Genomic DNA, 11,938 nt, shown 5'->3' with positions numbered 1-11,938 from the left:
TTATCAGAGTAAATATCGCTTTTAAAACCTTTACAATTCTTTAAATCAAGCATTTTTTACTAAGAATGTTTTATTTAATTTATTTAAAAGGAGAGAAATGTTATCAAAAATCAAAAACAACGAACTTTTACCTGCATTTTTATTATTATTTATGACATTTTTAGCAATATTTTTAAAAAATTCTTCATTTAGTGAATTTTACAATGCTTGTTTAGAAGCTAGAGCATCTATTAGCTTTTTAGATTATTCTTTAAGCAAACCATTGTTTTTATGGGTAAATGATGGATTGGTTGCTATATTTTTCTTTTGGATTGGACTTGAAGTAAAAAAAGAAATTCTATGCGGAGAACTAAATACAAATAGCAAAAGATTATTACCACTTGCTGGTGCTTTAGGTGGAATTATGGTTCCTGCTTTAATATATTCTATATTTAATTTTTTTGATACTTATAGATTAAGTGGATTTGCAATTCCAACAGGAACTGATACAGCGTTTGCTATTGCTATTTTATTAATGCTAAAAAACTATGTTCCAAATAGTGTAAGAGTATTTTTATTAAGCCTTGCAATATTTGATGATATTGCTGCAATTATTATAATTGCGATATTTTATACAAATGACCTTTTATATATTTCTCTTGTTTTAGGCTCTATTGGTGTTGGGTTATTATTTATATTAAATATTTTCCATTGCACTTACAAAATGTTTTATTTAATAGTAGGTGCTTTTATTTGGGTTTGTGTTTTAGAAAGTGGAGTTCATACTACTTTAGCTGGAATGCTTTGCGCATTTTTTATCCCTTTACATACTAAAGACAATAAAGAATTTTTAGAGCAAATTATGCACGATTTAACCCCTTATGTAAATTATGCAATATTGCCTATATTTGCTTTATTTAATGCTGGGGTATTGCTTGAGTTTAATTTAGATAATTTAAATAGTGTATTTTTTGGAATATTTTTTGGTTTATTTATTGGAAAGCAATTAGGAGTATTTAGTTTTTGCTTACTTGCTAATAAACTAGGTGCAACCTTACCATCTAGCAAAAAGATTTTATACGGAGCTAGTATATTAACAGGAATTGGCTTTACAATGAGCTTTTTTATAAATACATTAGTTTTTGAAGGAAATGAAGCAATTTTTAATAGTGCAAAATTAGCAGTTTTAAGTGCTAGTTGTTGTTCTGCTGTGCTTGGATTTTTATGGTTAAGATTTAAGATTTGAATTCAGAAAAATCTGAATTCAAATTCTTATTTGCATTTATAGCCTTTAACTGCAAAGAATAAAATATATAAATAGCAAATCGCAGGAATAATGAAAGATATATGTAAATTAACAATATCAGCAAGTATTCCTTGAATAGGAGGGATAATAGCTCCACCAACGATTGCTATACAAATAATTCCTGAAGCTTGAGAAGTGCAGCGACCAAGTCCATTTGTAGCAAGTGAAAAAATAGTTGGAAACATAATAGAGTTAAAAAATCCAACACCTAAAACTGCGTAAGCACCCAATTCTCCACCAATTAAAATAGCACACAATAAAAGCGTCATAGCAATAACTGCATTGAATGCTAAACAATAAGCAGGTTTAATATAATTCATTATATAACTTCCAATAAAGCGACCTACCATAGCTCCACCCCAATAATAAGCTATCATACTAGCACCTTCTACTTGAGTGATATTTAAAATAGGCATTAAATAAAGAATTAAAAATGAGCCGATAGCAACTTCAGCACCAACATAGCAAAAAATTCCAATAGCACCTAAAACCAAGTGTTTATATTGCCAAGCACTTGTTCTTGTATCGTGTGCGTTTTCGCTAATTTCTTCTGCTGTAATTCTTACATCAGGTAATTTTATGAAAAACTTCACAAAAATTCCTAAAACAATTAGTGCAACTGCAATTCCTAAATAAGGTAATTGAACTGAGCTTATTTTTTCTTCTAAGCTTAAATTTGTAGTTGAACTTAAGATAAATAAGCTACCAAAAAATGGTCCAACGGTTGTTCCAAGTGAATTAAATGCTTGAACTAAAGCTAAATTTCTTGCTTCTTTACCACTAGGTGATAATAAAGTAACGAACGGATTTCCTGTAACTTGAAGTAACACTACCCCACTAGCTAAAACAAATAAAGCACCTAAAAATATAGCATAACTATGAGTTCCTGCTGCAGGATAGAATAAAATAGCACCTAATGCGGCTAATAAAAATCCACCTACAACACCATTTTGATAGCCAATTTTTTGAATTAGCTTACCAAAAAATGCAGAAGTTATAAAATACGCTCCAAAAAAGCAAAATTGAACTAAAGATGATTGAAAATAAGTTAATTCAAAAAGTTCTTTAAGATGTGGGATTAAAATATCGTTTAAAACGGTTAAAAAGCCCATCATAAAAAATAACGCTGTTAAAATAACAAGCGAAAATGAGTTGTTTTGCGTTCTCATAATAATCCTTTGATTAATTTTAAAAAGCTCATTTTAAAATAATTTTTAACATTTTTAATAACTTTTTGTAAAAAAATTCAAAAAGTGTGTAGTTTATACACATTTCAATGTTAAAACCGAAGATTTAAAAGCATTCACATCAGCTAAATCGTGAGTTACCATAATGCAAGTTAGATTTAAATTATTCAAAAAATCCAAAACAAATGTCCTAACACTAGAGCGTAAATTAGCATCTAATGCACAAAAAGGCTCATCTAAAAGCAATAATTTAGGCTTTTGAGCAATACACCTTGCAAGTGCAACGCGTTGTTGTTGACCACCGCTTAAAGTCTTAGGATAAGAATTAAAAAGATTTTTTATATCTAAAGAATTTAAAATATCTAAGGCAATTTGTTTTTTATCTTTATCTTTTATACCAAACATAACATTTTCTAATACATTTAAATGCGGAAACAAAGCATAATCTTGGAATAAAAATCCTATATTTCTTTTATAAGCTGGAATTTTGCTAATATTTTCATTATCTAAAAAGATTTCTCCTTGTTTTAGCTCGTTAAATCCTGCAATTAGCTTTAAAATTGTACTTTTACCACTGCCGCTTTCTCCTAGTATGGCTAATTTTTCTCCTTGTTTTAGACTAAAGCTAAGATTTGTAAAAAGTGGCTTTTCGTATCCAAAACTCACATTTTTAAACTCAAAATAATTCATTTTCTTTCCTTAATCAAATTAAATATAACTAATAATATAAAGCAAGTTAATACAACCACAAGTGCAGGAGCACTAACCATAGCAAGCTGCTCATCACTTGCATATCTATCCATCTCAAACGAAAGGGTTTTAAAATCACTCGTAGCAAGCAAACTTGCTAAAGGCAATTCTTTAATTACTTCAATAAAAATCAATATAAATGAACTAAGCAAACTAGGAATTATCAAAACAAACTCAACCTTAAAAAAGCCTTTAAAAGGATTTATCCCCAAGCTATGCCTTGCATTAGTTAGTGAGCTAGGCAGTCTATTAAGCCCTGAATTAATTGAATTAAAACCTAATGATAAAAATCTAACAACATAAGCAAATATTAAAATCACAGGACTTAAGGTTAAAAACAAACTCTTATTAATTCCTAAGTAAGCATAAAAAGAAGCCAAACTTCTATCTATGAAAATAAACATTACAAGCATACAAACAGCCACAACAGAACCAGGAATGCTATAGCCCATATTTGCTAAAGAGCTTATTATTAATTTTGATTTATTGTTTTTAAAGCGTTGATTTGCCGCTAAAAATAAAGCAATTATCAAAATAATCACACTAGAAGCTATACTTAAAAAAAAGCTATTTTTACTAAGAGCAAATAAATTAGCATAATCAACATCAAAATAACTTCTCTTAAACCATATTAAAATGTGAATAACAGGCAAAATAAAGCTAATAAATAAAATTATAAAAAACAAGCTAAGCACAATTATTTCGGCTTTTTTGCTAAGTTGTGTCCTTGTTAGTGCATATTGTTTTGAGCCTAATTCATAAGGTCTTTGAGTGATTTTCTCAATAAATAAGATAAAAAATACTATTAATAATAAAATCACAGCTAATTTAATAGCAGCATTTAAATCCCCATATCCAATCCAAGCTTTATAAATACCTGTGCTAAATACATGCAGACCATAATAATTCGGCGCTCCATAAGCATTAAGTGTCTCCATAGCACACAAACTTGCACCAGCTACAATAACAGGTCTTGATAAAGGCAAAATGACTTTAAAAAATATCTCAAATTCATTTTTACCTAGACTTCTTGCACTATAAATTAAACTAGAAGCAAATCTAGCCAAAAATCCCCTTGCAAGTATGTAAGTATAAGGAAAAAACGATATTGAAAATACAAAAATAACTCCATAAATATTCATCATATCAAAATGGATTTTAATATTAAATGTATCTCTTAAAAATATATTAAACCAAGAAAAATAAGAGAAAAAATCAGCATAAACATAGGCAAACAAATAGCTAGGAATTGCAAAAGGTAAAACCAAGCAAAACTTAAAAAATTTCCTAAATCTAAACTCATAAAAACTCTCAAAATAAGCTAAAAATACCCCAATAATCGTAGAAAAAATCAGGGTAAATAACAAAATAATTCCTGTATTTTTTAGATATTCTACTAAGTAGCTATCAAATAACACAGCCGTATTTTCTTTAATCGGCTGTGTTATAAAAAATATAATATAAAAAATAGGAATTAATATTATAAATAATATCAAATAAGCTAAAAAATCACTTAATCTTCTCACTTCCATAAAGCCTTATCAGCTACTACTTGAGCGGTTTCAAGATTTTTTGCTATTTCGTTAAAATCAATTTCACTTGCTTTAAACTCACCCCATGATTTAACCACATCAGCAGGACTTGCTTCGCTATTTACTGGGAATTCATAATTTGTTTGAGCTAAAATCTCTTGAGCTTCTTTACTTACTAAAAACTCCATTAAAGCGGTTGCTTCTTTTACATTTTTAGCATATTTTGTAATACCTGCTCCACTTATATTTATATGCGTTCCACCATCATTTTGATTTGGGAAGAATATTTTAAGATTTTTAAATACTTCTTGTTCAATTGGATCTTTTGATACAGACATTCTACCTAGATAATAGCTATTCATAATAGCAATTGCCCCTGTGCCACTTACAATTGCTTTTGCTTGGTCTCTATCATTGCCTTTTGGCTCTCTTGCAAAATTAGCAACTAATTTTTTAGCCCAATCTTGAGTTTGGTTAAGCCCATCTTTTGCTATCATAAATGCGATTAAATGGCGGTTATATGAAGCTGTTGAAGAGCGAGTTAAAACCTTACCCTTAAACTTCTCATCAGCTAATGCTTCATAAGTGCTAAGGTCTTTTTCGTTAATTTGTTTTGGGTCATACACAAATACTCTAGCTCTATAGGTTACTCCTGCCCAAGTTTTGTCTTTATCACTAAATTTTGCAGGAACTTTTTCATCAACTATTTTTGATGAGTAAGGTTGTAATAAGCCTTTTGATTTTGCTTTGTATAAATCCCCAGCTCCAACTGTCATAAACAAATCAGCTTGAGTATCTTTGCCTTCTTGCTCTAATTTAGTAATAAGTGGGTCAATTTTATCCTGAACTAAATTAACCTTGATACCTGTTTTTGCTGTAAATGCGTCAAATACGATTTTATCCGAATCATAATGCCTTGAAGTATAGACATTCACCACACCATTTGCTAAAAGCACACTGCTTGCTAGAATTGTTAAAGCTAACTTTTTCAATTTTTCTCCTTAAATAATATTTTAAAGTATTGAAATATTAGCAAGAAATTTATAACAATTATTATTTTTATTTTTAAATAAATTAAAAATTACTATCAATAATACTAAATTGCTGAATAATATTTAATTATAATAAAATAAGATACTTAAAAAAAAGGAGAAAAAATGAAAAAAATATTATTAATCGCATTAATTAGCGTGATTGCTTTTTCGCAAGATTATTATAAAGAAGCTTTAAAATATCACAAATGTTTAGGCGTTGAATGTGATTTAGAAAAAGCAAAAGAACTATACATAATCTCTTGTAATGAAAAATCATATAAAGCTTGTAATAATTTAGCAACTATTTATAATGAAGAAAACAATCTAGATAGCTTACAAAAGGCTGAATATTATTATAAATTATCTTGTGAGTATAATAACAATGATGGAATTTCTTGTGGGAATTTAGGTATATTTTATTCTAATACTTTAAAAGATGATATTAAAGCAGAACCATATTTATTTAAAGGTTGTAAAGCAAATATAAAAGATGCTTGTATGCAATTAGCTTTTGTGTATATAAATACAAATACTAACTTAGATAGAACCGCTAAAATATTTGAACATTATTGCAAGTTAAATGACCAAAATTCTTGCTTTAATTTAGGGCAATTATATTTATATAATGATAAGATGAAAAACGAAAAATTAGGTTTTGAAAATCATTTAAAAGCTTGTAATATGGATAATGCGATTTCTTGTAAAAATATAGCTATTTTGTATGTAAAACATAATAATTTATTTAAAGCGTTTAAATATTTTAAAAAATCTTGCGGCTTAGGAGAGCAAGAAGATTGCAAAAAAGCCTTAGGTATTGTTATATATTTTATTAAGAATTTAAAGAACTAGAAATGATTCTAGTTCTTTTTTACTTATTTACTAAGTGCTTTGCCTAAATCAAACGGCCACGCTTGATAGCCTGTTGTATCTTTTAATTGGATTTCAACGCTAGGAGTGGTTGAGCCATATTTAAATTCCATAATGTATGGATTTGGTGCTGAAGTGAATGCTCCATTTGCTAAATCAAAATTAGCCCCCGCAGTAGCCGAATATGCAAAAATTGAGTTTTTATCTGCATTATATTGAGCTAGAGAAGTTACAGGGCTATACCATTCATGACCTCTTTGTTTGCCGTATTCCCAAACTTGTTCAACGCTCATTTTTTTCTCATCTATTTTATAAACAACTGCACGAGAGTATTTATCAGTTGGAAACGCAGGTTGTTCCATACCACGACTATCTCCGTTATCAAATACGGTTATATAAGTAACACCTTTTTTACTTAATTCATGAATTCTATAAGCTGTGTGTTGAGTCCAAGTGAAGTCAAATCCACCTTCAGGATTTTCATATCCTGGACATTTACTATATTCATCATCACACTCAATTTTTTTACCTTTATTATCTACAGGTTGTAATAAGTATTTTTTAAACTCATCTTTCCAACCTTTGTGAGCACCTAAAATCCACTTGATTTTTTTATCACGACCAATTTTTACAACCGCATTTTGATGGCGAGATGAAATGATAATACTATCATCACTTGGGTCATAACTAACGCTATTTACATGAGCCCAGTTGCGACCTGCTCCAGTCCCAACAATATCTCCAAACTTATCACTACTATCAAGTTTTGCTAATTCTTCAGCACTTAAAGTTTGACCTGCTTTATTTGCATCAATATTTAAACATACTGCACCTTGGTCAAGAACTTTTAATGCTATATCTCTATATGGGTCAAGTATTTCGTATAATCTCCAATCATCAACCACATTACCATCTCTATCAATTTCTACGATAACATCTCTTACCGTTCTTACATTTTTACCATCAGGGCGAAGTGTATTTGCACTAGCAACTCTTAAAAAATAATTTCCATTAGCTGCAACATCAAGTTGGTGTGAATAGTCAATATAGTTTGCAGGTAAGCGACGATTGAAAATCTCTCTTCCCATTATGTCATATTTTGCATATCTTTGACCATATCCCCAAACTAAAGCACCATCAGTATCTTGTTTAAAGCCCATCATAACACCAGCCATAGTTGAGCTATCAAGGTCATAAATTGGAGTAGCTAACATATACCATCTAACTTCTCCTGTTGTATCAATGATAAAGTTTTGCGGATAGTAATTCCATTCTAATGCCCCGCCTGTTGGGTTATTCCATACTACTTTAGTTCCTGCTCCACTTTTTTCTTCAATATTATTTACAAAATAAAGTCTATCTTTAAATTCTGGGTCAATTTTATTTACTTTAGCTTCACTAAATAATGCAGCTTTTTGGAATTTAATTCCACTAGCTTCTACATAAATAGCACTAGCATACATTTCATAAACTTCGTTTTCTACTCTTTCTTTTTTGCCATTTGCTTCTTTTGTATAGCTAACCTTAACCGTATTGTAATAATTAGGATATAGTCCAAAAACTGGAATTCCACCATGAGTTAATAAAAATTTATTAGCAACATTATATTTTAAAGGAACTCCGTTTTCCTTAGGAACAATTTCAACGCTAACATCGCTTAATTTATAACCACCATTTTTAATAACTGCAGTAAGTGGAGCGATTTTATAAGGGTTCATTACTAATTCACCGATTTTGCCTTGTTTATGATAATCAGTCTTAGCACCACTAGCACCACCTATAGCATAAGCACTTGTTGAAAGAATTGCAGCTGCTGCAAATAAACTCAATACCTTTTTCATTTTAATCTCCTTTAAAAAATTAATATATTCAAATTCCAGCTGCCATTGAAGCAATTTTTGCTGCTTTAATAGCATTTCCACTAAAAAATAAAATCAAAGTAACAGCTATTACAATAATAGCACCAATTTTTGCACATTTGCAAGGTTTTGATATAAAGCCTATAAACATTGCTAAAAGTGCAACAAAACAACATACAAAGCATAATAAACATGCAATTGCCATATTCATAAAATGCAAACTAGGTATTAAATACCAACCTTGCGAATACAATCCATCTTCAAAATCGCCCGCTTCAGTTCCTACAAAAAATTGTTGAAAAGAACTTAAAGTAGCATAAGCATCTTCAGGCACGATAGGATTATCAAGACCACATTCTCCAGTAGGTAAAAACCAACCTGGTGCTAATTCGTGTAAAGGCAATGCAAAAGGATATATTGGAATTTCTCTACAACCTTGCACTCCACCAAAAGCATTTGCATTATGCACTGCTTCGTGAATTTCATTTAAAGTTATACAAAATCCAAAACCTATTAAACAACCATAAAAACCTAAAGTATATCCAATAATTCTAGTTAGTTGATGTGGATAAATAGCTGCTATTATGCCACCTATTGCCATTACTATCATTGCATATCTAATATATACGCATTGTTCGCAAGGCTGCATATATAAATAATCTTGAAAGAAATAATGTGCTACACAAGTAAGACCTAGTGTAACAACAACCATTAATATCCATAAAAGCCTACCTTCTTGTAGGCTTGTTAATTTATTAAGAAGCTTCATAGCAAAACTCCTTACATACTAAGTAATTCTTTAATAACCTCAACTAAAGCTTCAGGTGAGCCAATTTTTGAAATATTTACTTCATATTTTCCATTAACTACAAAACCTGGAGTTCCGAAATTCTTTGAAATAGGATCAGCGATTTCATAAGAAGCAATGATTTCTTGAGCCTTAGGAGTAGCTAAAAACTCATCTAATTTTGCTTTATCAATTCCTAAAGCTTTTAGACCTGTTTCATAAAATTTATCTGGCTCAGCACCATTTCCCCATCTTTGATTTTTCTTAAAATAAGCTGAAAAATAAGCATCACTTACTTTATGGTGTAAGCTATGTGCGTCAGCAACTTTTCTTCCTGCTTTTTCATCTTCATTTTGTGCATAAGCTAAAACTTCAGCAGCTTGCTTGCCATAATCTCCCATAGTTTTTACCAATAAATATCCAACTTTTACATCAGGGAATGCAGCTTGGATTTTTTCCATAGTTTTTGCTTTATGATGTGAATAGCAATGTGTGCATCTATAAGACCATACTTCATAAACTGAATTTTGAGCATTTGGGATAGGAGTGCTTAATGTAATGTATTCATTACCTTCGCTTAAAGCAAATAAATTACCCCCCCCCATTAGCATAGTAGCTAAAACCAATGAACTTGAAACTTTTTTTAAGACTTTCATCTTAATCTCCTTAAATTAAAATTATATTTTTATTTTAATTATTTAATTTTAAAATAAACTGAAAAATTATTTTAAATTCTAATAATTATTATTATAAAATCCATACTATTTATTTAATTTATAATCACTTTAAGTATTTAATAAAATAAATTAACTAATCTAAAAAATTAAGCAAATAAAATAGCATTTAAACTATAATTGCTTAAAGGATTAATATGAGTAAAAATTATGGGGTAATTTTAGTTTTTTTAGGTGGAATTTGCTGGGGATTTAGTGGTGTTTGTGGAGAATTTATATTCTTAAAAAAAGGCTTAAATGCTGATTTTCTAGTGCCATTAAGATTATTATTTGCTGGAATATTAATGCTTTTATTTTGTTTAGTAAGAAAAATCAAAATTAATTTTTTAATTTTTAAAAACACAAAACACCTATTTACATTATTAATATTTTCATTTTTTGGCATTTTTATGTGTCAATATACATACTTTTACGGAATTGAATTAAGCAATGCTGCAATTGCTACCGTAATTCAATATACAGCCCCTGTTTTTATAGTGCTAATCGTATGTTTTGAACAAAAAAGATTTCCTAACATATATGAAATTCTAGCTTTAATTTGTGTGTTATGTGGAGCTTTTTTGCTATCAACTAATGGTGATTTTAATAAATTTGTAATCTCTACTAAGGCTTTAATTATATGCTTTTTATCATCAATTGGAGCAGTTTGTTATGCAATTATTCCTAGAAAAATTAATATGATTTATTCTCCTTTGCCTAATTTAGGTTTTGCTATGCTTATTGCAGGAATTGCTTTTTGTCTATATCAAAAGATTTGGGAATTTGAAGTGCAAATTGATTTAGAATTAATACTTGCTATGTTAGGAGTAATTGTAGTTGGAACTACTATGGCTTTTGGTTTTTTTATGGTTGGTTTGCAAGAAATAGGAGCAAGTAAAGCTAGTCTAATATCATCAAACGAACCATTAGCTGCTGCAATTATTGGATATTTATGGTTAGGGACAAGCTTATTAATCGTTCAAATAATTGGATTTGCTTTAATTATGATTGGTATTTTAATAACAATGTTAAAAAAGGAAAAATCTTGAAAAAATTATTAATTCTTATGAGTTTAATCTCTTTTACTTACGCACAAGATTGCAGCGCTTATTTTGCTAGCCAACAAATACAAATGGATAGAAAGATAGAAGAATTAGACGAAGCAAAACAAGCATTAGAAAGCTATAAGGCTGCCTTTTTAGCTATTCAAAAAGAAAAAGAAGAAAAAAACTTAGCAATGTTAGAAGAGATAAAAAAAGAACAAGATAAATTAGATGAAATTAGAAACAATAATGCAAAAATTTTAGCCGAAATTAGACAATTAAAAAATGAAATTACAGAAAATAAAATAAATAAAGTATCAAATGCCTATGCTAAGATGAAAGATGCGGCGGCGGCGGCTATTTTAGAAACAATGGATGAAAAAGAAGTTATAAAAATATTTTTAAGTCTTGAAGCTAAAAAAATATCATCAATACTAGCAAAAATGACCCCAGCAAAAGCAGGAGAATTAACAAGATTATTAAGTGAAAATAAATTACAAAATTAATCTATTTTCTTATAAATTTGGTTTATCTAATATTTTTTGTTTAATAATTAAATATGATATTAGATTTAGCCTATAGGTTTTAATTAAGATTATTTTTAAAAATTAATTTAAAACTTCGTTGTATTAGAGTTATAAAAAGTTTTTATAAAATATTTTTTTAAGTTTATTTAGTTAAAACCTTAAATTACTTTCAACGCTAATTTAATTTCGTGCGTTTTATGAAGTTTTATAAAAATTATATGTGTTATTTATATATTAGTTTTTATACTTTTAAAAATTATTTAAAACCCTATAACTAAAGCTTTAAGTAACTTTTATCATCAAGCAATTTTAAAAAATTCACTATATTTTGCGTGCAACGCACACTCTATTTGA

The 11,938-nt window shown here is 28.9% G+C and carries 11 protein-coding genes; 4 read left to right on the top strand and 7 right to left on the bottom strand.

Annotated elements, in window-relative coordinates:
- Window positions 1-97: 97 nt before the first annotated feature.
- The gene (gene nhaA, locus KJQ99_RS02520) at window positions 98-1,225 is read left to right on the top strand and encodes a Na+/H+ antiporter NhaA (RefSeq protein WP_214116864.1); all 1,128 of its coding nucleotides are present in this window, start codon (window positions 98-100) and stop codon (window positions 1,223-1,225) included.
- Window positions 1,226-1,251: 26 nt separating this feature from the next.
- Here the strand turns inward: nhaA and KJQ99_RS02515 are convergent, their stop codons facing one another.
- The 4 genes from KJQ99_RS02515 to KJQ99_RS02500 form a co-directional block, all read right to left on the bottom strand.
- Complete coding sequence (locus KJQ99_RS02515) at window positions 1,252-2,454, bottom strand: sugar MFS transporter (RefSeq protein WP_214149894.1); 1,203 nt, start codon at window positions 2,452-2,454, stop codon at window positions 1,252-1,254.
- 93 nt (window positions 2,455-2,547) lie between these two features.
- Window positions 2,548-3,162 (bottom strand): ABC transporter ATP-binding protein, encoded by a 615-nt coding sequence (locus KJQ99_RS02510; protein WP_214149893.1) that lies wholly within the window; start codon window positions 3,160-3,162, stop codon window positions 2,548-2,550.
- Entirely contained in the window at window positions 3,159-4,754 is a 1,596-nt protein-coding gene (locus KJQ99_RS02505) for an ABC transporter permease (protein ID WP_214116870.1), read from the bottom strand. The genes KJQ99_RS02510 and KJQ99_RS02505 overlap by 4 nt, the downstream gene beginning before the upstream one ends.
- Window positions 4,745-5,746, bottom strand: coding sequence for a Fe(3+) ABC transporter substrate-binding protein (locus tag KJQ99_RS02500; RefSeq protein WP_214149892.1), 1,002 nt, complete (start codon window positions 5,744-5,746; stop codon window positions 4,745-4,747). The genes KJQ99_RS02505 and KJQ99_RS02500 overlap by 10 nt, the downstream gene beginning before the upstream one ends.
- Window positions 5,747-5,911: 165 nt before the next feature.
- On the opposite strand from KJQ99_RS02500, the gene KJQ99_RS02495 reads away from it, so the two are divergent.
- Window positions 5,912-6,637, top strand: coding sequence for a tetratricopeptide repeat protein (locus KJQ99_RS02495; RefSeq protein WP_214149891.1), 726 nt, complete (start codon window positions 5,912-5,914; stop codon window positions 6,635-6,637).
- Between the two features lie 23 nt (window positions 6,638-6,660).
- On the opposite strand, the gene KJQ99_RS02490 is transcribed toward KJQ99_RS02495, so the two are convergent.
- The 3 genes from KJQ99_RS02490 to KJQ99_RS02480 are packed head-to-tail and all read right to left on the bottom strand — an operon-like array spanning window position 6,661 to window position 9,957.
- Window positions 6,661-8,496 (bottom strand): aryl-sulfate sulfotransferase, encoded by a 1,836-nt coding sequence (locus KJQ99_RS02490; protein WP_214116876.1) that lies wholly within the window; start codon window positions 8,494-8,496, stop codon window positions 6,661-6,663.
- A gap of 28 nt (window positions 8,497-8,524) precedes the next feature.
- Window positions 8,525-9,283 (bottom strand): protein-disulfide oxidoreductase DsbI, encoded by a 759-nt coding sequence (dsbI, locus tag KJQ99_RS02485; protein ID WP_214149890.1) that lies wholly within the window; start codon window positions 9,281-9,283, stop codon window positions 8,525-8,527.
- Between the two features lie 11 nt (window positions 9,284-9,294).
- Window positions 9,295-9,957 carry a thiol:disulfide interchange protein DsbA/DsbL gene (locus tag KJQ99_RS02480; protein WP_214116882.1) on the bottom strand — a complete coding sequence of 221 codons (663 nt, stop codon included), beginning with the start codon at window positions 9,955-9,957 and terminating at the stop codon, window positions 9,295-9,297.
- Window positions 9,958-10,172: 215 nt separating this feature from the next.
- Between KJQ99_RS02480 and KJQ99_RS02475 the strand changes: the two genes are divergently transcribed.
- Together KJQ99_RS02475 and KJQ99_RS02470 are read left to right on the top strand one after the other, a co-directional pair.
- Window positions 10,173-11,063 carry a DMT family transporter gene (locus KJQ99_RS02475; RefSeq protein ID WP_214149889.1) on the top strand — a complete coding sequence of 297 codons (891 nt, stop codon included), beginning with the start codon at window positions 10,173-10,175 and terminating at the stop codon, window positions 11,061-11,063.
- Entirely contained in the window at window positions 11,060-11,563 is a 504-nt protein-coding gene (locus KJQ99_RS02470; RefSeq protein ID WP_214116887.1) for a MotE family protein, read from the top strand. The genes KJQ99_RS02475 and KJQ99_RS02470 overlap by 4 nt, the downstream gene beginning before the upstream one ends.
- Window positions 11,564-11,938 lie beyond the last annotated feature (375 nt).

Origin of the sequence: Campylobacter sp. 2018MI13 (genome assembly GCF_018501135.1) — a bacterium.
Taxonomy (GTDB): Bacteria; Campylobacterota; Campylobacteria; order Campylobacterales; family Campylobacteraceae; genus Campylobacter_E.
Note: the sequence above shows the minus strand (reverse complement) of the source record. Positions and strands in the feature narration are given on the sequence as shown.

Excerpts from the sequence above, each read along its gene's own strand:
- KJQ99_RS02480 (WP_214116882.1), bottom strand. The coding sequence starts at position 9,957 with ATGAAAGTCTTAAAAAAAGTTTCAAGTTCATTGGTTTTAGCTACTATG.
- nhaA (WP_214116864.1), top strand. The coding sequence starts at position 98 with ATGTTATCAAAAATCAAAAACAACGAACTTTTACCTGCATTTTTATTA.
- KJQ99_RS02495 (WP_214149891.1), top strand. The coding sequence starts at position 5,912 with ATGAAAAAAATATTATTAATCGCATTAATTAGCGTGATTGCTTTTTCG.
- KJQ99_RS02505 (WP_214116870.1), bottom strand. The coding sequence starts at position 4,754 with ATGGAAGTGAGAAGATTAAGTGATTTTTTAGCTTATTTGATATTATTT.
- KJQ99_RS02475 (WP_214149889.1), top strand. The coding sequence starts at position 10,173 with ATGAGTAAAAATTATGGGGTAATTTTAGTTTTTTTAGGTGGAATTTGC.
- dsbI (WP_214149890.1), bottom strand. The coding sequence starts at position 9,283 with ATGAAGCTTCTTAATAAATTAACAAGCCTACAAGAAGGTAGGCTTTTA.
- KJQ99_RS02515 (WP_214149894.1), bottom strand. The coding sequence starts at position 2,454 with ATGAGAACGCAAAACAACTCATTTTCGCTTGTTATTTTAACAGCGTTA.
- KJQ99_RS02510 (WP_214149893.1), bottom strand. The coding sequence starts at position 3,162 with ATGAATTATTTTGAGTTTAAAAATGTGAGTTTTGGATACGAAAAGCCA.
- KJQ99_RS02490 (WP_214116876.1), bottom strand. The coding sequence starts at position 8,496 with ATGAAAAAGGTATTGAGTTTATTTGCAGCAGCTGCAATTCTTTCAACA.